The sequence below is a fragment of the Saccharothrix sp. CCNWYY140 genome, assembly GCF_037401995.1.
Lineage (GTDB): Bacteria > Actinomycetota > Actinomycetes > Mycobacteriales > Pseudonocardiaceae > Actinosynnema.
Genome location: NZ_JBBEGC010000100.1, coordinates 1 through 19,841 on the forward strand (window position 1 = coordinate 1; position 19,841 = coordinate 19,841).

Below are 19,841 nucleotides of genomic sequence, written 5' to 3' on the forward strand. Positions count from 1 at the left end.
CTTTCGGCTGCACCCGGGGAAATCTGTGGTAGCCCTTCGGGCAGGCCATACGGGGATGACGGAAGAAGCCCAGGAGGGTGGTTTGCTGCGCGAGCTACTTCGAGCGCCCTGCGGGCGCGAGGGCAGGACAGGGGTGGATTCATGCGCGTGGTCTTAGCTCCGTGCGCCCCTCAAAATGTCAGACCTCGGTGGGACAATGGAGACGGGGGCCGGAGGCCACGACTCGCCGCAGGAGGGTGCCGCAGGTGGCCGCAGGGTGAGGCGGCAAGGGTGGGGCCGCAGCGTGGGATCTCAGGGTGAGGCTGCGGCGTGGGGGCGGGCGACGCTCGGGTGGGCTGGCGGAGTTAGGCGGCGTGGCGGCGGCCGACTGGGCGTAGGTGTGGGCGGCGGCGTGGGTGGGGGTGTGGGGACGGGTTGGGGGTGGTGGTGGGGGAGTCTGGCAGGGTTGGGGTGGTGCCTGGGGTCCTGGCTTGGTCGTCGTCTGGGGTGTGGCGGCCTCGGTGTACCAGGAGTAGCAGTACCAAGCCCACTACCAGGATTCCGTGCGATGTCACCCGTTCGATCGACACAGCCCCGCCGGCCAGGTCTGCGAACGAGTAGACGCCGACCACCGCCACGAAACCCGCCATCACCGGCAGCATCCCCGCCGCCGCTCGTGGCCTCAGGGCCGTCCACAGCAGACCCAGGCCCAAGGCCAGGTTCCACGCGGTGCTCTCGTTGAACAAGTGTCCTGTCTCGTGAGGGGTCTGTACGCCCAGCAGTTGTGACAGGCCCAAGGTCAGTTGCGCCACGGCGACCCCGGCCAGGCCGAGTCTCGGGTACCAGCCGCGTGTTCTAGGGGGCACTGCCGCGAGGATCTCGTCCGTCAGGTCGGGGACCGGGACGGCTGGGCGCAGGCGCAGGGTGCGTGTCAGGGCGGTGGCCTGTTCGGACCACGACTGGCACGCGGGGCAGGTTGACAGGTGTGCGTCGGTGTCCGGTGTTGGTTCCTCCTCGCCGTCCAGTTGTGCCGACAACGCCTCCCGGCAGGTCTCGCAGTCCACACCCACATTGTCGGCTGTGGGGACGCCTGAGTTCCCGGTATTTGGACGTGGGATAGCCTCGGGGAGGTGTCGATCAAACGCGACGACGACGCGGTGACGGCCCTGGCGTTGGCGGCCGGTGCGGGTGATCGGGGGGCGTTGGAGCGGTTCGTTCGGGCCACCCAGCGGGATGTGTGGCGGTTGGTCGCCCATCTCACCGATCCTGGGCGGGCCGACGACCTCACTCAGGAGGTCTACCTGCGGGCGTTGCGGACCTTGCCTTCGTTCGAAGGGCGGTCGTCTGCGCGGACCTGGTTGTTGTCGATCGCTCGGCGCACGGTTGTCGACCACCTGCGGGCTGCTGGGGCTCGTCCGGCTATTGCGTGGGCGGTCGACGTGCATCAGGCGTCCGACGCGCGGCCGTCCGCGACGGGGTTCGAGGACGTTGTGGAGTTGAACGTCCTGTTGGCCGGGTTGGCCCCGGAACGTCGGGAAGCGTTGCTGTTGACGCAGGTCCTGGGGCTGTCCTACGCCGAGGTCGCGGAGATCTGCGGGTGTCCGGTCGGGACCGTGCGGTCGCGGGTGGCTCGTGCTCGTGAGGATCTGATGCGGGCGGAGAACGCCGAGCGGACCGGGTGAGTGTCAGTCCAGCTTGTTGTTCAGGACTCGGTCGGGCCATCCGGAGCGCATCAGGTCGGCGGCGGCGCAGTCGGGCTTGCGGGTGGCCTGGTCGCGGGCCTGGTCCAGGAACTTCTCGGCGAAACCGAGGCGCGGGTAGCGGCCCAGCAGCTCCTCGGTGAACTCGGGCGTGAACAACTCCAGCCGCCGCCCGGACACGTCCGCGCTGACCGCGATCTGCAACAGGTGGCTCTCGACGTCCTGCTCGGGTGGCACGTCGTCCCGCATGTGCAGCACGATCACCTCGTTCAACCGCTCCCGTCGCGCGCTGTCCCAGCCGGCACCGGCGGCGAAGACCTTGGCCAGCCGCCCGCCGGCCTCCTCGAACGCGATCCGGTGGCTGTCGAAGAACGGCGTCAGGGCGAGGTCGTGCATGAGCGCGGCTACGTAGAGCAGTTCGTCGTCGTAGTCGGTGATGCCGGCGGAAGCCCCGTACGCGACGGCCCACGAGTAGGCCCGCAGCGAGTGGTTGCGCAGCCAGGGTTCGGCGAACTCGGTGCACACCTCGACCGCCGCCTGTGCCGCCCTCGTGTCGGGTCCGGTGAAGAAGTCCACGCGCCAGAGCCTAGGCGCTCAAGACCCGGCCCCCCAGGCAAAAGGCGTCACGTCAGCCACAAGATCGCGCCGGCCACGAGCAGGAACCACCCCGCGACGGGCAAGGCGCCGCCGAGCCGGTGGGTCACCTCGCCGCCGTGGGGGGACAGGTCGTGCAACCGGCGGGCGATGGCGCCCAGTTCGGCGACGTCCCGGTGGCTCGGGGCGAGGGTGAACCTTGTGCCGGACTCGAGTTCCAGGACCAGTCGGTTGTCGACACGGCGGATGGACGTGATCTCCGACCACGGGACCCGGTAGGTCCGCAGCCACGATCGGATGGCCGCGTGGTCGTGGTGGAAGACCGCTGACGGCCTGCCGCGCAGCCAGCCGGCCACGGCGCACGTGCCTGCCGTCCACAGGACGGTGATGACCGCCGGACCGTCGAGGAAGCCGGCACCGACGGTTAGGGCGACCGCGGCCAGGAAGAGCCAGAGGCCGGCTCGGCGGTCGCGGTCCGCCGGGGCCACGGGCATCGGCAGGGGCGGGACCTCCAGGGCCACGCCCAGCAGCTCCTCGCCGAGGTCGTCGGGGTTCGGCAGCACGCGGCGGTGTGGGCGCAGGGGACGGGTGGGGAGGACGGCCTGGTCCGGGGTCACCAGCACGACCCAGCCGCCGTGGCTCAGGTCGCCGACCGCGAGCATCCGCTCGTCCTCGATCCGCGTGGACACCGGCATCGACCCGAACGGGCGACCGTCGATCGTGTGCAGGACGGCTCGGCCCCGCATGTCGGCCCGGACCAGGACCTCGACGGCGGGTGCGGGACCGTGGAGCACGCGGTCGGCCGCCCGGCGTGCGGAGATGTCGCGCAGGCGCAGGAACGCCGCCATCCCCAGCGCCACGGCCATGACGGTGAGAGGGAAGGTCACGTCCTCGGGCTCGGACACCAGCTCCGCCCAGTCCCCGTCGGTCAGCACGGGCACCGACCGGCCCACCCCGTACGACCCGGGCGACAGCACGGAGAAGCTGCGCTCACCCGAGGGCAGCGCCACCTTCACCGCGTAGTCCTCGACCGCGACCACCCGCGCGTTCACCTCGACCGCCGCCGTCTCGTGGTCGGCCAGCGTGGAGGCCACCACCGTGTACCGCACGAACGCGAGCAGCCCGACCACGAGCATCAGCCCGGCCACCAGCGACCGCCCGGTGAACCGCGGCGGCGTCGGGCGCGACACCGTCACCACCGTGCTGACCTCGCCGAACACCCGGTGCTGCGCCCGCCGCGCCTCGACCAGCCACAACGCGACCACCGCGCACGCCACCCCGTGCAGCAGGAACGCCAGCCGGATCCCGTCGTGGGACTCGAAGGCCACCTCCAGCAGCCCGAACAACGCCCCGACGCAGCACCCCAGCACGGGTTCGCGCCACAGCAGCACCGGCGTCACCAGCACCAACGCCGCGGCCACCGAGAAACCCGGGTCGGGCAGGCACGGCGAGGCGGGTGTGCAGGTGACCGGGATGGACACGGCGTACCCGAACGCCACGCACCACCCGACCACCAGCACACCCCGGTACACCCAGACCGGCACGGCGGGCGCCTCCCACCGTCGCAGGTGCTCGGCGGTGAAGGGTCGGCTCATGCCCCAAATCCTGCGTTACGACACGACCCCGTCCGCCACCAGCCCCGCGTAGATGGCCTCGCCGAGGGTCGTCAGCGCCGACAACGGCCTGATCATCACGGTGAACGTGCCGATCCGGCCGTCGTCGTCGAGCTGGATCAGGTCGATGCCGTCGACCTGCTTGCCGTCGACGACGGTCCGGAACCGCAGCACGTGCCCGTCCGGCCCGCCGTCGTACTGGCCGACGTACTCGAAGTCCTGGAAGGTGCGTTGGAGGACGCCGAACAGCGCCCGCACCACCTCGACGCCCTCGAACGGCCGGAACTTCACCGGGCTGTGGAACGTGATGTCGTCGGCGAACAACGCGGTGGCACCCGCGAAGTCCCCGGCCTCGATCGCCTTGCGGAACTGTTCAGCCGCGTTCATGCGTGGTCTCCCGTCTAGATCGTCGCCGCGAGGCGGGTGCCCTGGTCGATGGCGCGCTTGGCGTCCAACTCGGCGGCGACGTCCGCGCCGCCGATCACGTGCGTGACCACACCGCGCTCGGTGAGCCCGTCGACCAGGTCGCGCACGGACTCCTGCCCCGCGCACACCACGACGGTGTCCACCTCCAGCACGCGCGGCCGTTCCCGCTTCGGCCCGAACGAGATGTGCAGCGCGCCCGGCTCGATGCGCTCGTAGTTCACGCCGGTCAGCTGCTCGACCCGCTTGGCCTGCAACGCCGCCCGGTGCACCCAGCCGGTCGTCTTGCCCAGCCCCTTGCCGATGCGGGACTCCTTGCGCTGCAACAGGAACACCTGCCGCGCGGGCTCGGTGGGCTTGGGCGGCACGACTCCGCCGCGGGTCTGCGCCGGGTCGCCCACACCCCACTCGGCCCGCCATTCGTCCAGGTCCAGGGCGGGGGAGGTGGCGTGGGTGAGGAACTCGCTGACGTCCACCCCGATGCCGCCCGCGCCGATCACGGCCACCTTCTGCCCCACGGGCGCGCCGTTGCGCACCACGTCGACATAGGACAACGCGTGCTCGACGCCCGGGATCGCGGGCACCCGCGGCGCGACACCGGTCGCCACCACGACCTCGTCGAACCCGGTCAGGTCGTCCACCGAGGCACGCGTGCCCAGGTGCAGCTTCACACCGGTCAGCTCGACGCGGCGGCGGTAGTAGCGGATCGTCTCCGCGAACTCCTCCTTGCCGGGGATGCGCCGGGCGATCGCGAACTGACCGCCGATGTCGTCCTCGGCCTCGAACAACTCCACGTCGTGCCCGCGCTCGGCCAGCGCGACCGCGGTCGCCAGCCCCGCCGGCCCCGCGCCCACCACCGCGACCCGCTTGGTCTTCCGCGTAGGCAGGAGCGTGAGCGTGGTTTCCCGGCCCGCGCGCGGGTTGACCATGCAGGAGGCCTTCTTCAGGGCGAAGGTGTGGTCCAGGCAGGCCTGGTTGCACGCGATGCACGTGTTGATCTCGTCCGCGCGCCCCGACTCGGCCTTGCGCACCCACTCCGGGTCGGCCAGGAACGGCCGCGCCATCGACACCATGTCCGCGTCGCCGCGCGCGAGGACCTCCTCGGCGACCTGCGGCATGTTGATCCGGTTCGACGTGACGACCGGGATGGACACGTGCGGCTTGAGCCGGGCCGTGACACCCGCGAACGCCGCGCGCGGCACCGACGTGACGATGGTGGGCACGCGGGCCTCGTGCCAGCCGATCCCGGTGTTGATGATCGTCGCGCCGGCCCGTTCGACCTCCTGGCCGAGCTGCACCACTTCGTCCCAGGTCTGGCCGTCCTCGACCAGGTCGAGCATGGAGAGCCGGTAGATGATGATGAAGTCCGGGCCGACGGCCTCGCGGCAGCGGCGCACGATCTCGACGGCGATGCGGCGGCGGTTCTCCGGCGTGCCGCCCCAGCGGTCGGTGCGCTTGTTGGTGCGCGGGGCGAGGAACTGGTTGATGAAGTAGCCCTCGGAGCCCATGATCTCGACGCCGTCGTAGCCGGCTTCGCGGGCCAGGGCGGTGCTGCGGGCGAAGGCGTCGATCTGGCTCCGGATGCCGCGTTCGGTGAGGGCTCGGGGCCGGAACTTCGAGATCGGGGCCTTGATCGCGGAGGCCGACACCGACAGCGGGTGGTAGGCGTAGCGGCCCGCGTGCAGGAGCTGGATCGCGATCTTGCCGCCGGCGTCGTGGACCTTGTCGGTGATGATCCGGTGGTTGTGCGCTTCTCTCGTGGTGGAGAGCTTGGAGGAGAACGGGTAGAACCAGCCCGCGCGGTTGGGGGAGAAGCCGCCGGTGACCATCAACCCGACCCCGCCGCGGGCGCGCTCGGCGAAGTACTCGGCCAGGGCGGGGAAGTCCTTGGCGCGGTCCTCCATGCCGGTGTGCATGGACCCCATCAGCACCCGGTTGGGCAGGGTGGTGAACCCGAGGTCCAGGGGGCTGAGCAGGGTGGGGTAGTCGGTCATCGCGCGCCGCCGTCCTCTCGCATGTCCGTTCGCATGGCTGCCAGGACCTCGTCGCACCACTCGACCAGCGCCTGCTCGGCCCGGATGCCGCCGCGCAGGACGAGGTACTGGTGCAGCCGCCGTCCGTGCAGGGCGGACGGGTCGGGGAAGTCCTTCTTCTCGATGGCGCGGAACACGTCGAGACGTTCGGCGTGCTGGTCCCGGTGCCGGGCGACCTCGTCGGCGACCTTGCCCGGATCACCGAGGGAGGCGCCGCGGACCTTGACGGAGAGGTCGTGCCGGATGGTCGCCGGTTCGCCGGCTTCTTCCAGCCACCGCCGAAGCTCTTGCCGCCCGCCATCGTCGACGCGGTAGACCTTCTTGTCGGGGCGGCCGTCCTGGGGGACTTCTTCGGCGGTCACCCAGTGCAGCTCGTCCATGCGCTTGAGGGTGCGGTAGATCTGCTGGTGGGTGGCGGCCCAGAAGAAGCCGATGGACTTGTCGAACCGGCGGGCCAGCTCGTAGCCGGTGCCGGGTCGCTCGTCCAGCGACACGAGGATCGCGTGCTCCAACGCCATGCTACTGGACGGTAATGTGCACCGGCGTGCTGTGCAACTAGTTGCATACCCCAAAAGTGTGAATGACAGGATCCGCGACCTTCCGCCGACTCGCGCGTCCCGTGTTGTGAGGAAGGAGCGCGGGAGACGGGGAGGGTGTGGGGCGGAGGCGGGCGGGGGCGAGGGCCGGCGGCGGCGCTGGGGCTGGCGGCGGCGCTGGGGGGCGACGCCTGGGGTCGGTGGCGAGCGGGGTTGGGGCTGGCGGCTGGCAGTGCCGGGAGCGAGGGCTGGCCGCGGCGCTGAGGCTGGCGGCGAGCGGCGCGGGCCGGCGGGGCGGGGGCTGGCGGCGAGCGGCGTTGGCGGTGGGGCGCGGGCTGAGGCCGGGTGGGCTGGCGGCAGCGCTTGGGGGCGAGGGCTGGGGCCGGTGGCGAGCGGTGCGCGGGCTGGCGGCGGGGTGGAGGGTTGGCGGCGGGGCTGTCGGTGGGATCGAGGGCTGGCGGCGAGCGGCGCCGGGTGACGGCGCGCAGTGCCGGGGGTGGGTGGGCATGCGAGGCGGGGCGAGGCGGGGCGGGGCGAGGCGGGGCGGCCCGGGGCGGCCCGGCGGGCGGGCTGCCGGCGGCGGGTCGGGTGCGGCCGTGCGCAGGCTGCGGCAGCGGGTCGGGTGCGAGCGTGCCCGAGCTGCGGTGGCGGGCCAGCGCGGCCTGCGTGGGGCTGCCCGGCCTGCGTGGGGCTGCCCGGCCTGCGTGGGGCTGCCCGGCCTGCGTGGGGCTGCCCGGCCTGCGTGGGCCGCCGCGGCGAGGTGGGTGGTCGCCGTGGGGCGCTGGCCGGTTCGGGCCGGGTGGTGTCGGGGCTGAGGGTCGGGGCTGAGGGTGGAGGGCTAGGGCTGGTTGGGGTGGTGGCGGGTGGTGATGAGGGTGGATAGGCCGTCGAGGATTCGGGTTAGGCCGAAGGTCCAGCCGTTGTCGGTGGGGGTGGCTGCGTGGGCCTCCGTGGCGGCCTCGAACAAGGCCGGGAAGCGGTCGCGGTGGCGGTGGAGGACTTCTCGGAGGTTTTTGTCCGTGGTCCAGGGTTGGGTGCCGGCGGTGGCTGAGGATTGGGTGTTGCGGATGTGGCCGCTGAGCAGGAAGACGGCGTCCATGCGTTCGCCGCCTGTGAGGCCGGTGTCGGATAGGGCGGCTACGGCCGACTCGGTCCAGCCGACCTCGCGGGGGCCGGTGGGGCGTTCGCCTGTGGTCGCGGCCGGTAGCCAGGGGTGGCGGCGCCAGGTTTCGCGCATCAGGTCCGCCCAGCGGGTCAGGCGGGTGCGCCAGTCGCCGGGGACGGTCATGAGGTTTGGCGGGTCGCCTACCGCCGACTCGATCATCACGGCCACCAGGTCCGCCTTGCTGGCCACGTGCCGGTAGAGCGCCATCTTCGTGACGTCCAGGCGCGCGGCCACGTTCTGCATCGACACGGCCGCCATGCCCTCGCTGTCGGCGACCTCGATGGCGGCGGCGGCGATGCGGTCCACCGTGAGCGCGAGGCGTTGCGGCCGGCCGCCCCGGTCGCGCGGCTCCCACAACAAGTCCACGTTCTCCGCCACTCGCGCCACCTTCGAAATTCGGGGCTTGCGCCCGTTGTCGATCTGTGTCTACCGTACACCCCGTGTCCGCCGGACACACAAGTTTCCAAGGGACACACCAGTGTCCCGGGGTACCGATGGGGGTAGCTCCGCATGTCCGTGAAGATGTTCGTCAACCTGCCGATCGCCGACCAGGCCAAGTCCATCGCCTTCTTCGAGGCGATCGGCTTCAAGCACAACCCGAAGTTCACCGGCGAGGAAGCCACCTGCATCGTCTTCGGCGACGACGTCTACGCGATGCTGCTCAGCCACGAGTTCTTCAAGACCACCAGCAAGCGCGAGGTCGCCGACGCGACCACCACCGCCGAAGCCGTCGTCGCCCTGAGTGTCGGCAGCCGGGACGAGGTGGACGCGCTGGTGGACAAGGCGGTCGCGGCGGGCGGCCGGGACGGGGACACCCAGGACCACGGCTTCATGTACGGCCGCGGCTTCACCGACCTCGACGGCCACCAGTGGGAGATCTTCTGGATGGACCCCGCCGCCGCCGAGTGACGCCAGATGACGCCAGATGACGCCGTCATCCGGCTGGTCGAATGATGGCGTCATCTGGGCCGGTCATGTGGTGTGACATCTGATGCCGGCATGTGGCGTGACATATGACGTGGGCATGTGAGCGTGCGAGGACGGCGGGCGGTTCCCCGAGGTGGAACGCCCGCCGTCCTCGCACGTCGGCTGCCGGCCGGCCGGGTTCAGCCGCCCGGCCGGGAGTCGACGTCGAAAACGATCACCGGCCGAAGAGGCCCACCAGGGTGCCCTTGGCCAGCACGTGACCGCGCACCGCCGCGTGCACGTCCTCCGCCGTCGCCTCCTCGCGCAGCTCCACCGGCCGGTCCACGGCGAACACGCGGAAGAAGTACCGGTGCGGCTCGTCGCCCACCGGGGGACGCGGACCGCCCCACCCGGGCTCGCCGAAGCCGTTGCGGCCGACCTTCGCGCCCTGCGGCACGGAGCCCTCGGCGAAGGAGTTCACGTCGGCCGGGACGCCGGTGACCACCCAGTGCGTGAAGGTGCCACCGGGAGCGTCCGGGTCCTCGCACAGGACGACCACCTCCCTCGTCCCCGGCGGCACGTCGTCCCACTGCAACGGCGGGGACGTGTTCCCCCCGTCGTAGGAGAACCGGGCCGGGAACAGGGTGTGGCCGCTGAACGCCGCGCTGCGGGCGTGCAGGCCGCCGTCGTCCTCCGCGCCGCCTCCGCCGCCGCGCGGTCCGGCCGCGCGTTCGCCCGCCGCGTTGGGCGGGTAGGCGAGCCGGACGTCCAGTGCCCCCTCGTAGTCGTGGGTGTCGGGGTTGGGCATGGGTCGTCACTCCTCCCGTTCGTCCACCCCCGAGGCCTACCCATCGCGCCCGGTCCTACACCCCTTGCTGCTCACGCCCCGGGTACTGCCCGCGCCGGCGCTCGAAGGCCGTCGTCGCCACGCCCAGCGGCACCATGCCCACGCCGCCCGCGAAGTGCAGCCGGTTGTGCGGCACGGACACCGCGAACACGCCGAACAGCAGCGCCCCGGTGTGCGGCCCCGCGAACGCCAGGTCCCCCCGCGTCACCCCGGGCACGAACCCCCAGCACGCCCACCAGGAACGCCACTCCCATCACCAGGAGTGCCACGCCCACCAGATCGAGGGAGGGTGCCGCCGGCGGCTAGTGGCGGGCGGCCAGGCGGGTGGCGGCTTCCTCCAGGGTCTCCCGGCGCTTGCACACCGCGAACCGCACCATCCGATCCACCTCCGGCACCGGCGCGGAGTAGAACACCGACAACGGCAGCGCGGCCACGCCGCCGTCGAGCACCATCCGGTCGCACCAGGCCGACGCCGGTTCCCCCACATCGGCCACCAGGTAGAACGGGGACGCGGCCGGCTTGGTCGCGATGCCGATGTCGTTCAACGCGTCCGCGAACCACCCGGCCCGCTCGTGCAAACCGGAAGCGACCCCGCCGGTCACACCATCCACAGTGGACGACCCCAGCACCGACGCCGCCGCCACCTGCAACGGCACGGCCGGGCAGAACGTGACGAACTGGTGCACCGCCCGGATCCGCCGCGTCAACCCCGGCCCGGCGATGGCCCACCCGACCCGCCACCCGGTGGCCGCCAAGGACTTCGACACCGACGAGATCTTCACCCGCAGCTCGGGATCACCGATCACGTCCAACACCCCGCGCGGCGGCGAGGTCAACAACCGCTCGTACGTCTCGTCCGACACCACCACGATCCCGCGCGACGAAGCCAACTCCGCCAACGCGTCCCACTCGTCGTCGGTCAACACCCGCCCCAACGGGTTCCACGGGCTGTTCACCACGACCACCCGAGTCCGCGCAGTGACGGCTCCCGCCAAAAGCGAAGCGAACGACCCGTCCAAAGAGGTCAACCGCACAGGCACGGGCACCCCACCGGCGGCCACGATCGCCGGCGCGTACTGCTCGTAAGCGGGCTCCACCACCAAAGCCTCGTCGCCGGACGACAGCAACGCCGCCATAGTGCAGTGCAACGCCTCCGTCGCCCCGGCGGTGATGGTCACCTCCGTCTCGGCCGAGTACCCCGACGCCACCGCCTCGCGCAACGCGAGAACGCCCGCGCTCGGCATGTACTGGTGCACGCCGGGGTCCGCCGACACGACGGCCAACGCCGCCAACAGCTCGGCCGGTGGGCCGTGGTCGAAGACGCCCTGCGCCAGGTTGATCGCGCCGTGCCGGGCGGCCAGCGCCGGGATGCGCACGAACATCGACTCCACGGCCGTACACCTACCTCTCCGTCTGGGAACCCCGCCGGCTCCGCACCACCTGCACGGTCAGCGCGACCGCCAGCACCACCACCGCGTACAGCGACCGCCACCCGGACTGGACCAGGCTCGCGGCCAGCACCAGCAGCAGCACCAGGTTCAGCACCGAGCGCACGGTCAACCCGCGCACCCGCGCGTAGGACACGATCGACAGCAGGTACAGCACGATGAAGATCGCCGACGCCGTCGCCACCGCGTCCACCACGACACCCGGCCACACCACCAGCACCGTCCCCACCACCAGGAACAGCGCCGACAACACCGCGATGGCCCGCCGAGGCACCCCGGTGGGCGAAACAACCGCCAGCGAGCGCGGCAGGATCCCCGACGCGCCGGCGCCCTGCACCAGCCGGGACACACCCCACACCCACGCCACCGCGTTGAGCACCATCGCGCCGAACGCGATCACGGTCACCGCGAGCACCACCAGCTGCCGGGGCTCGATGGTCCGGGCCAGCTGCAACAACCCGGTCACCTCGTCCACCTCGCCGCGCGGGATGCGCACGGCGATGGCGACGGTCAACAGGATGGTGAACACCCCGTACACGCCCAGCGCCGTCGCCGACACCGGCAGGAAGTCCTTGCGCGGGTCCCGGAACTCCTTCGACAGGAAGGTCAGGTTCTCGAAGCCGGCGAACGCCCAGAACGCCAGCACCACACCGGGCAGCAGCACCCCCAGCGACGACATGTCCGGCGTCACCGCGGGCAGCCCGGCGGACACGTCCGGGATGGCGGCCACGATCAGCACCGCCGCCATCACCACCAACGCCCACGTGCCCGCGTTCTGCACCCGCGCCGACGTCTTCACCCCGGCCAGGTTGGACGCCACCGCCGCCACCAGCACGGCCGCCGCCGCGACCACGGCCACCAGCGCGCCCGAGCCCAGCGCCTGCGCCACGTACCGCCCGGCCACCATCGCCCCCGACGGCAGGCCGACCACGACCAGCGCCAGGAACATCAGCGGCACGCACCGCCCGAACACCGCGCCCAGGCCGTCGCGGATGAACGCCTCGATGCCGTCGCCGTCGGGGTTGGCGCGCACCATGTCCTCGAACATCAACAACATGGGCAGGCACACCACCGTCGACAGCAGCCAGACCAGCAGGCTGTTGCCACCGGCCTCGGCGTAGACGGCCGAGGGCAGGAACAGGATCCCCGACCCCGCCACCGACCCGATCGCCAGCGGGATCGCCTGCCGCCTCGTTAACCCTGCGGACTGGCTGACGCCTCGTTCTGCCATGTGCCTCGTTCACCCCACGGGATCATGCGATCTCGGTTGAGCACCCCGCGGGGGTCGAAGAGCTGTTTGAGCCGCCCCATGAGGGCGATCTCCTCCGCGGACCTCGTGTAGCCGAGATAGGAACGCTTCTCGAAACCCACGCCGTGCTCAGCCGAGATCGAACCACCACTTTCGGTGACGAGACGATACACAATGTGTTCGACTTCGGGTTTCCGCTCCCGGGTCGTCTCCCCGGTGATGACCGCGATGTGCACGTTGTCGTCACCGAGGTGGCCGAACACCAGCAGCTTCACGGCCGGCCATGACAACCGCAGCTCGGCCCGCATGTCGTCCAGGCACTTCTCCAGCGACCCCGCGGGCACGCTGACGTCGAACCCGAACAGCGGCTGCATCCGCAGGATCTCCGCCGGGATCCGCTCCCGCGCGGCCCAGAACGCCGCCAGTTCCTGCGCGTTGGTGGCCACGGCGGCGTCCAGCAGCACGTCCGCGCAGTCCTCCACGGCCGCCGCCAGGCGTTCGGCGTCACCCTCGGGGTCCGCGCCCCGGCACTCCACCAGCACGTACAGCGGGTGCCCGAACGGCAGCGGCAGCCGGATGCCGGAGGGTTCGACGGTGCGGTAGGCGTCCTCCCACATCACCTCGAACGCGGTCACCGCGCCGGGCAGCTTGCGCTGCAACGTGGTCAGCAGCGTCAGGGCCGCGTCCACGTCGGACACCGCGCAGAACGCGCCCGTGCGGGTCAGCGAGCCGGGCTTGAGGCCCAGCGTCGCCGACGTGACCACGCCCAGCAGGCCCTCGCTGCCGATGAACAGCTGCTTGAGGTCCATGCCCGCGTTGTCCTTGACCAGCGGCGTGGACAGGGTCAGCACCGTGCCGTCGACCAGCGCGACCTCCAGCGACCGCACGTGCTGGCGGGTCATGCCGAACCCGACCACGTTGACGCCGCCGGCGTTGGTGGCCACGCACCCGCCGATGGTGGCGCTGCCCTTGGACGCCAGGTCGATCGGCAGCAGCAGCCCGTGCCGCGCCACCAGGTCCTGCACGTCGGCCAGGGTCGCGCCCGCGCCCGCCGTGACGGTCCGCCCGGCCAGGTCGACCGGGGACACCGCGGTCAGCCGCTCGGTGGACAGCACGACCTCCTCCGGGCCGGGCACCGCGCCGCTGACCAGGCCGGTCATGCCGCCCTGCACCACCACGGGCTGGTCGTGGTCGTTGCAGTGCTTCAACACCGCGGCGACCTCGTCAGCGGTCCCGGGACGGACGACGACGGACGCGTGCCCGACGCGGTCGCTGCCCCACAGGTCCTGCGTGTAGCGGGCGGGGACGTCCTCGGTGAGCACGTGCTCCGCGCCCACCAGGGCCACCAGGTCCTCGACCCGCACTCGTAGCTCCATCGCGTTCTACTCCTTGTTCGCGTGCCCCGCGCGCAGGCTGGTGCGCACGTGCAGCAGGTAGCCACCGGGTCCGGCCGCCAGCGCCCGCCGCACCGCGCCGGGCACCTCGCGCGGGCTGCGCACGGTCTCGCCGGGCATCCCGAACGCCTCGGCCCAGGTGACGAGGTTGGGTGTGTGCAGGCTGGTGCCGCAGTAGGTGCCGGGGAACTGCCGGCGGGCGTGCTGGTCGATGGTGCCGTAGCCGCCGTTGTCGGCGACCACGACGACCGGGCAGCGGCCCTGCGCCCGCCCGGTGGCCAGTTCGTCGCCGGTCATCAGCAGGCCGCCGTCGCCGACCACCGCGACCACGGTCCGCCGCGGGTACCGGTGCGCCGCCGCGACCGCCGCCGGCACCCCGAACCCCATCGCCCCGTTGCCCAGCGCGAGCATGAGCCGCCGGGGGCCGGCGTGGACGTAGCGGTGGATCCAGCTGGAGAAGTTGCCCGCGTCGAACGTGATCACCGCGTCGGCCGGGAGGTCCGCGTCCAGCGCGGCGGCCACGTGGGTGAAGTCGATGCCGTCCTCGAACGGCTTCGGGTTCGGCGCGGCCAGGTCCTCGGCCAGCTCGTGCCAGCCGCGCACCCACGCCGAGCGCTCGGGTTCGGGCGCGGGCCAGTCGGCGGCGGCCAGGGCCTCCAGGACGTCCCTGGGGGCCTGCTGGTCCACCACGTGCAGGCGCGGCCCGGACCAGCCGGAGGTGTGGACCTCGTCGGCGAACTCGCCCAGCAGCACCACCACATCCGCCTGCGCCAAACGTTCGCGGACCTGCCGGGGTGTGCCCAGGTGCAGGTGGCCGGCGTAGTTCGGGTGCAGGTTGTCCAGCAGGTCCTGCTGCTTGTTGCCCACCAGCACGGGCAGCCCGGCCTTCTGCGCCAGCACCGACAGCAGGTCGCCGGCGGTCGGGTCGGTGTGCCGGTCCCGCAGCAGCCGGCCCGCCAGCAGCACCGGGCGCCGCGCGTCGGTCAGCACCGGCAGCAGCTCGCCCAGGTCCGGTTCGGCCAGCGCGGGCGCGGGCGGCGGCACCTCGACCTGCGCCTCCGCGGTCCACAGGTCTTCGGGCACCAGCAGCACCACCGGCTGCGGCACCGGACCGGCCAGCACCTCCGACGCCTTGGCCAGCTGCTCGGCCAACCCGTCCACGGTCAGGGTGAACGTGGTGGCCAGCGCGCCGAACATGCCCGCCAGGTCCGCGCCCTGGAACGCCGTGCGCCGGTCGGCGCCGGTGGGGATGTCGCCCACCAGCACCACCAGCGGCGTCGGGTCGGCCGCCGCCGCGTCCACCGCGATGGACACGTTGGTCGAGCCGGGGGACCGGTTGACCGCCACCACGCCGGGCTTGCCGGTCAGCCGCGCCGACGCGACCGCCATGAACCCGGCCCCGCCCTCGTGCCGCGTGGTCACCGTGTGCAGGCCGTGCGCGCGGGCGCGGGCCAGCAGCGGCAGGAACGCCTCGCCGGGCACGGTGCACACCTCGTCCGCGCCGAGGCCCGCGAGCCACCGGCACAGCACGTCCACGACCATCAGCGCTTCACCGAGGGGTGCTGGAACTCGCCGGTCGCCTGGTCGGCCGGCCACACCACGACGGCCTTGTCCGCCGCGTCGCCGACCTCCTGGTAGTGCATGAGCACGATCTCCGGCGGCTGGTGGTGGTCGTGGGTGAACCGGACCGGTCCCCGCCAGGTGCGGAAGCTGCCGGTCTCCAGCGCCAGCCGCAGCGCGTCCCGGTCGTGCGCGCCCGCCAGGGCCGCCGCCTGGCCGATGACCACCACGTCGGTGAACGAGTTGAGCGCGTTGTCCGGCGGGTAGCTGCCGAACTCGTTGTAGTAGGTGTCCACGAACCAGCGGCCGGTCCACGTCAGGCCCGGCCACTCCGGGCTGAACCGGGTCGCCGGCCACACCACGCCCGTGCCCGCCTGACCGGCGAAGCCCCAGTAGTCCGCCGAGCGCATGGGGAACGGGAAGCACACCATCATCGGCACCTTCGGCAGCAGCCCGGTCTCCGCGCCCGCCTCGATGATCATGTAGTTGGTGCGCACGACACCGGCGTTGACCAGCAGGTCCGGGCCGAAGTCGGTAGCCCGCTGGAGGGGCGCCTTCAGGTCCTGCACGCCGTCCTGGGCGAAGTCCTCGCGGAACAGCTCCAGGTCCGGGATCGCCTCGGCCAGCGCCTCGCAGATCGTGTCGGCCAGCATCTGCCCGAACACGGTGTCCGCCGCGACCACCGCGACCCGCTTGAAGCCCTGCTCGGAGGCGAAGCTCGCCATCAGCGGGGCGCGGTCGGCGATGGAGAAGTACGTGCGGAACAGGTTCTTGCGGCCCTCGGTGATGGTGTTGTGGCCGTTCTCGATGAACGTCGGCACACCCCACTTCTCGGCCAGGTCCGCCACGACCGGGCTGGTGCGCAGGTGCCACTGGCCCACCACCGCGCTGACCTGGTCCAGCATCACCAGCTTGGCCAGGCCGCCCGCCGCGGACCGGGACATGTGCTCCCGGTCCGCGGTGACCTGGTCGTTCTCCAGGAACAACCGGATCTGGCGCATGGAGAAGTCGCCGGGGTGCTCGGCCACGAACCGCGCGCCCAGCACCGCGCCGCGCACCACCAGTTCACCGGCGGTCGGGTCGCCGGGCAGGCTCAGCGGGGTCAGGACGCCCACCGGCACGGCCGCGCCGGTCACCGTCTGGTTGTGCGCGTCGACCAGGGCGCGCGCCCGGGTCTCGTTCTCACTGGACATGTCGCAGACTCCCTGTTCAGACGCCGAAACGGGTGCGGTAGGCGGAGGTGGCGGAGCGCAGTTCGTCGGCGTCCAGGCCGAACTCGTCGGTGCTGTAGCGGTGCACGCCCTTGCTGCGCTGGCCGTTGCGCGCGAGGTAGTCCTGGACGGCGGTGGCGAAGTCGTCGGACATCGGCAGGCCCAGGAAGTCGGTGACCCGGCGCAGGGTGCCCTCGGTGTCGGTGACCAGCTCGCGGTAGCGCAGGTCCAGGACCGGTTGCCCGGCCACCAGGTCGTCCCGCGAGTCAGCGAGCTTCTCGGTCAGCGGCACGATCCGGCTGCGCCAGAACGCGCCGATCTCCGGCAGGTCGAGGTCGTCGCTGCGGGCGCCCCGCACCGCGCGGCACAGGCTCGCCGTGGACGAGATCGCCTCCGCCGGGTCGCGGTGCAGGTGCACGAACCGGGCGTTGGGGTAGGCCGCGACCAGCTCGGGCAGGTACCACGTGTGGAACGGGCACTTCAGGACCGGTGTGAGCGGCTTTTGCTCTTTGTCGGTGCGGCGGCTCATCAGGACTTCGAGCTGGTGGCGGTGCCACTGGTAGGGCACGGTCAGGTCCTGCCGGTGCAGCCACTCGCCGAACGACGGCACCCGGTAGCGCATCTCCAGCACCATGCTGTGGAAGGTGTTCACCACCAGCCGCAGGCACTCGTCGGGCCGGTCGGCGTGCAGGTAGTGGATGCTCGCCAGGTCCGGGGCCTTGCGGTTGTAGTCGTCCACGTAGGCCTGGGCCGCCGCGCGCACCGCCGGGTAGGTCTCCGGGTCGCCGGCCGCCGCCACCGGGTCGGCCAGCTCCCACAGCTTCGGGCCGTGCAGGGCCGGGTGCAGGGCGAGGAGGTTGTGCAGCAACGTGGTCCCGGTGCGCAGCATGCCGATGACGACCACGGGCGCGTCGATCGGCGCGGGCTTGAGGTCGTTGTGCGCCTTGGCGACGTCCCTGATCACCTGGCGGCTGCGCTCCAGCGAGCCCAGCACCACCGGCACGTCCTCCTCGCGCAGCCGCCCCTCGGCGAGCACGGAGGTGCGGAACTCCTCCTCGCCGACGTCGAACATCGGCTCCGGTCGCAGGGTGGGGTTCGGGGTCACGAGTCCTCCCGCGGGGTCACGGCGTCGCGAGGCGTGCGCCCGGCGCGCAGGTCGGCGAGGTTGTCCAGGAAGGTCCGGGCGACCTCGGCGGGTTCGCCCGGGAACGCGAAGGCCCGGTGCGGCGAGACGACCAGGTTGGGCACCTGCCACACCGGGTCGTCGTCGGGCAGCGGCTCGGTCCGGTGGACGTCGAGGAACGCGCCCCGCAACTGGCCGGACCGCAGGGCCTCGTACAGCGCCTCATCGTCCACTGTGGACGCGCGGCCCACGTTGACGAACGCGGCGTGCGACGGCAGTGCGCCCAGCACCGCCTTGTCCACCAAGGGTTGTTCGGTGGCGGGCAGGCAGGCCACCACGTGGTCCACTTCACCCGCGACTGCCGGCAGTTCGTCGACGCTCACCGTCTTGACCGCCAGCGGCACGGGGGAGCGGCCGGTCCGGGTCACCGCGACGCACCGGGCCCCCAGCGCGGACAGCCGCCGCACCACCGCCCGTCCGATCCGCCCGCCGCCCAGCACCAGGACCGTCGACCCGTCCAGCAGCACCGCGCGCCCGGTGTACCAGGCCGGTCGCGCGCTCAGCTCAGGGAAGTCCTTGAGCAGCATGAAGAGCCCGGCCACCGCGTACTCCGCGACCGCCTCCACCGGCACGCGGGCCGCATTGGTCACCAGCGTGCCGGGCTTGAGGCCCGCCGCCGCCAGGTGGTCGGTGCCGGTGCCGGTCAGGTGCAGCCACCGCATGTTGGGCAGCAGCGTCAAGCAGTCCGGCGGGAACTGGTAGCCCACCAGGACCTCGACCGCGGCCCGCTCGGCCGGGGAGAGGTCGGCGATGGCGTCGGCCTGGCGCACCGGGACCGCCTCGGCGATCCGGGGCACCAGCTCCGGCCACATCTTGGAGTGCGCGACCAGGACTTCCGGCCGGTCCCAGCTCACCACGCGATGTTCCGCTGGGCCAGCAGCTCGGCCACCGGCTCCGCGCTGCCCGACGCGCTCAGCTCCTGGATCAGCTCGCAGTTCTTGTTGATCTTGCCCGCGATCCAGTCGCGCAGCCACGCCGACATCTGCGGCACGTTGAGCCCGTTGGGCGCGACCCCGGCGATGATGCACCCGGTGACCGCCGCGCCGCCCACGTTCACCACGACGTCGGGCAGCACGGTCATGCCGGCCTCGCCCAGCATCCGCCGCGCGGGCTTGGTGCAGCTCATGTTGCCGCCCTCGACGACGATCTTCGCCCGCACCGACGACACCACCGACTCGTCGATGGCGTCCGCGCCCGCCGCCAGCACCAGCACGTCCGCGTCGACCTTCAGCCACGCCCGGTCACCGTCGTGCACGCGCACCGAGGACGGCAGGCCCGACCGGTCGATCGTGCCGTCGGTGCTGGTGCACGCGATGAGCTTGTCCACCGGCAGCCCGGCCGGGTCCTCCACCGTGCCCAGGACGTCGGCGACGGCCACGATCTGGTGCCCGTGCGCGGCCAAGTGCTGCGCCACACCGCGCCCGACCGTGCCGAACCCTTGCAGCACAACGCGTTGCGGTGTCTTCGCGCCCGACGCCCGGATGGCGCCGAGGGCGGCGGTGGCCACGCCGAACCCGGTGATGTCGACCATCGTGCGCCAGAACTCCGCCCAGTCCACGTCCAGGCGGGTCGCGCCGGGCCGGGTGGCGATGTCGTAGCCGGCGGCGGCGAAGAACATGTCCCTGTCGGGGTGCGTGGTGCCCTGGTCGCAGCCCAGGTACACACCGCCGTGCAGCAGCGGGCGGGTCACGCGGCCGAACGTGCGCATCAGGTGCTCGCGGTCGCGCACCGGGCCGTTGGGGCGGATACCCGCCTTCGCGCCGCCGATCGGCAGGTCCACCAGCGCTAACTTGTGCGTCATGGCGCGGGCGAGCGCGGCGAGCTCGGTCTCGTCCACGGTCGTGGTCATGCGCGTGCCGCCCATCGCCAGTCCGTCCACCATGCTGTCGACCACCACCCAGCCGGTGGCGTCGCAGTCGGGCAGGGACAGCGTCGTGGAGAACAGCGGCGACGAGGCGTGCGTGGCGTCCGCGTGCAACAGGCTCATGTGGCGTTCCCCC

18 protein-coding genes are annotated in these 19,841 nt (G+C 72.1%); 2 read left to right on the forward strand and 16 right to left on the reverse strand.

Annotated features, from left to right (window positions below; translation table 11 throughout):
* Nucleotides 1–1,109: 1,109 nt before the first annotated feature.
* On the forward strand, nt 1,110–1,661 hold the full coding sequence (gene sigC / locus WBN91_RS30385; RefSeq protein ID WP_337724253.1) for an RNA polymerase sigma factor SigC: 552 nt from the start codon (nt 1,110–1,112) through the stop codon (nt 1,659–1,661).
* A 3-nt stretch (nt 1,662–1,664) separates the two neighbouring features.
* Here the strand turns inward: sigC and WBN91_RS30390 are convergent, their stop codons facing one another.
* From WBN91_RS30390 to WBN91_RS30415, 6 genes are all read right to left on the reverse strand, one after another.
* Nucleotides 1,665–2,255 carry an HD domain-containing protein gene (locus WBN91_RS30390; RefSeq protein WP_337724254.1) on the reverse strand — a complete coding sequence of 197 codons (591 nt, stop codon included), beginning with the start codon at nt 2,253–2,255 and terminating at the stop codon, nt 1,665–1,667.
* A gap of 47 nt (nt 2,256–2,302) precedes the next feature.
* Nucleotides 2,303–3,868, reverse strand: coding sequence for a hypothetical protein (locus tag WBN91_RS30395; RefSeq protein WP_337724255.1), 1,566 nt, complete (start codon nt 3,866–3,868; stop codon nt 2,303–2,305).
* Nucleotides 3,869–3,883: 15 nt separating this feature from the next.
* Entirely contained in the window at nt 3,884–4,273 is a 390-nt protein-coding gene (locus WBN91_RS30400; RefSeq protein WP_337724256.1) for a nuclear transport factor 2 family protein, read from the reverse strand.
* Nucleotides 4,274–4,287: 14 nt separating this feature from the next.
* The gene (locus tag WBN91_RS30405) at nt 4,288–6,303 is read right to left on the reverse strand and encodes an NADPH-dependent 2,4-dienoyl-CoA reductase (protein WP_337724257.1); all 2,016 of its coding nucleotides are present in this window, start codon (nt 6,301–6,303) and stop codon (nt 4,288–4,290) included.
* On the reverse strand, nt 6,300–6,860 hold the full coding sequence (locus WBN91_RS30410) for a PadR family transcriptional regulator (RefSeq protein WP_337724258.1): 561 nt from the start codon (nt 6,858–6,860) through the stop codon (nt 6,300–6,302). The genes WBN91_RS30405 and WBN91_RS30410 overlap by 4 nt, the downstream gene beginning before the upstream one ends.
* A gap of 856 nt (nt 6,861–7,716) precedes the next feature.
* On the reverse strand, nt 7,717–8,421 hold the full coding sequence (locus tag WBN91_RS30415; RefSeq protein ID WP_337724259.1) for a TetR/AcrR family transcriptional regulator: 705 nt from the start codon (nt 8,419–8,421) through the stop codon (nt 7,717–7,719).
* A gap of 132 nt (nt 8,422–8,553) precedes the next feature.
* Between WBN91_RS30415 and WBN91_RS30420 the strand changes: the two genes are divergently transcribed.
* The gene (locus WBN91_RS30420; RefSeq protein ID WP_337724260.1) at nt 8,554–8,952 is read left to right on the forward strand and encodes a VOC family protein; all 399 of its coding nucleotides are present in this window, start codon (nt 8,554–8,556) and stop codon (nt 8,950–8,952) included.
* Nucleotides 8,953–9,184: 232 nt separating this feature from the next.
* Here WBN91_RS30420 and WBN91_RS30425 read toward each other — a convergent pair whose 3' ends face one another.
* From WBN91_RS30425 to WBN91_RS30470, 10 genes are all read right to left on the reverse strand, one after another.
* Nucleotides 9,185–9,757: a YbhB/YbcL family Raf kinase inhibitor-like protein gene (locus WBN91_RS30425; protein WP_337724261.1), complete on the reverse strand. Its 573-nt coding sequence runs from the start codon at nt 9,755–9,757 to the stop codon at nt 9,185–9,187.
* 55 nt (nt 9,758–9,812) lie between these two features.
* On the reverse strand, nt 9,813–10,004 hold the full coding sequence (locus WBN91_RS30430) for a hypothetical protein (RefSeq protein WP_337724262.1): 192 nt from the start codon (nt 10,002–10,004) through the stop codon (nt 9,813–9,815).
* Nucleotides 10,005–10,098: 94 nt separating this feature from the next.
* On the reverse strand, nt 10,099–11,178 hold the full coding sequence (locus tag WBN91_RS30435) for a pyridoxal phosphate-dependent aminotransferase (RefSeq protein WP_337724277.1): 1,080 nt from the start codon (nt 11,176–11,178) through the stop codon (nt 10,099–10,101).
* Between the two features lie 19 nt (nt 11,179–11,197).
* Nucleotides 11,198–12,475 carry an APC family permease gene (locus WBN91_RS30440; protein ID WP_337724263.1) on the reverse strand — a complete coding sequence of 426 codons (1,278 nt, stop codon included), beginning with the start codon at nt 12,473–12,475 and terminating at the stop codon, nt 11,198–11,200.
* On the reverse strand, nt 12,439–13,869 hold the full coding sequence (locus WBN91_RS30445) for an FAD-binding oxidoreductase (protein WP_337724264.1): 1,431 nt from the start codon (nt 13,867–13,869) through the stop codon (nt 12,439–12,441). Before WBN91_RS30445 ends, WBN91_RS30440 begins: the two co-directional genes overlap by 37 nt.
* A 6-nt stretch (nt 13,870–13,875) precedes the next feature.
* The gene (locus WBN91_RS30450) at nt 13,876–15,429 is read right to left on the reverse strand and encodes a thiamine pyrophosphate-dependent enzyme (RefSeq protein WP_337724265.1); all 1,554 of its coding nucleotides are present in this window, start codon (nt 15,427–15,429) and stop codon (nt 13,876–13,878) included.
* Nucleotides 15,429–16,640: an ABC transporter substrate-binding protein gene (locus tag WBN91_RS30455; RefSeq protein WP_337724266.1), complete on the reverse strand. Its 1,212-nt coding sequence runs from the start codon at nt 16,638–16,640 to the stop codon at nt 15,429–15,431. Before WBN91_RS30455 ends, WBN91_RS30450 begins: the two co-directional genes overlap by 1 nt.
* Nucleotides 16,641–16,656: 16 nt before the next feature.
* Nucleotides 16,657–17,763 carry a sulfotransferase family protein gene (locus tag WBN91_RS30460; protein ID WP_337724267.1) on the reverse strand — a complete coding sequence of 369 codons (1,107 nt, stop codon included), beginning with the start codon at nt 17,761–17,763 and terminating at the stop codon, nt 16,657–16,659.
* On the reverse strand, nt 17,760–18,695 hold the full coding sequence (locus WBN91_RS30465; RefSeq protein ID WP_337724268.1) for an NAD(P)-dependent oxidoreductase: 936 nt from the start codon (nt 18,693–18,695) through the stop codon (nt 17,760–17,762). Before WBN91_RS30465 ends, WBN91_RS30460 begins: the two co-directional genes overlap by 4 nt.
* Nucleotides 18,692–19,828 carry a Glu/Leu/Phe/Val dehydrogenase dimerization domain-containing protein gene (locus WBN91_RS30470; RefSeq protein ID WP_337724269.1) on the reverse strand — a complete coding sequence of 379 codons (1,137 nt, stop codon included), beginning with the start codon at nt 19,826–19,828 and terminating at the stop codon, nt 18,692–18,694. Before WBN91_RS30470 ends, WBN91_RS30465 begins: the two co-directional genes overlap by 4 nt.
* Nucleotides 19,829–19,841: the final 13 nt, after the last annotated feature.

What these genes read in the sequence shown, in the direction of transcription:
- WBN91_RS30395 (WP_337724255.1), bottom strand. Translation starts at nt 3,868, where the DNA reads ATGAGCCGACCCTTCACCGCCGAGCACCTGCGACGGTGGGAGGCGCCC.
- WBN91_RS30400 (WP_337724256.1), bottom strand. Translation starts at nt 4,273, where the DNA reads ATGAACGCGGCTGAACAGTTCCGCAAGGCGATCGAGGCCGGGGACTTC.
- WBN91_RS30405 (WP_337724257.1), bottom strand. Translation starts at nt 6,303, where the DNA reads ATGACCGACTACCCCACCCTGCTCAGCCCCCTGGACCTCGGGTTCACC.
- WBN91_RS30410 (WP_337724258.1), bottom strand. Translation starts at nt 6,860, where the DNA reads ATGGCGTTGGAGCACGCGATCCTCGTGTCGCTGGACGAGCGACCCGGC.
- WBN91_RS30420 (WP_337724260.1), top strand. Translation starts at nt 8,554, where the DNA reads ATGTCCGTGAAGATGTTCGTCAACCTGCCGATCGCCGACCAGGCCAAG.
- WBN91_RS30425 (WP_337724261.1), bottom strand. Translation starts at nt 9,757, where the DNA reads ATGCCCAACCCCGACACCCACGACTACGAGGGGGCACTGGACGTCCGG.
- WBN91_RS30435 (WP_337724277.1), bottom strand. Translation starts at nt 11,178, where the DNA reads ATGTTCGTGCGCATCCCGGCGCTGGCCGCCCGGCACGGCGCGATCAAC.
- WBN91_RS30440 (WP_337724263.1), bottom strand. Translation starts at nt 12,475, where the DNA reads ATGGCAGAACGAGGCGTCAGCCAGTCCGCAGGGTTAACGAGGCGGCAG.
- WBN91_RS30445 (WP_337724264.1), bottom strand. Translation starts at nt 13,869, where the DNA reads ATGGAGCTACGAGTGCGGGTCGAGGACCTGGTGGCCCTGGTGGGCGCG.
- WBN91_RS30450 (WP_337724265.1), bottom strand. Translation starts at nt 15,429, where the DNA reads ATGGTCGTGGACGTGCTGTGCCGGTGGCTCGCGGGCCTCGGCGCGGAC.
- WBN91_RS30455 (WP_337724266.1), bottom strand. Translation starts at nt 16,640, where the DNA reads ATGTCCAGTGAGAACGAGACCCGGGCGCGCGCCCTGGTCGACGCGCAC.
- WBN91_RS30470 (WP_337724269.1), bottom strand. Translation starts at nt 19,828, where the DNA reads ATGAGCCTGTTGCACGCGGACGCCACGCACGCCTCGTCGCCGCTGTTC.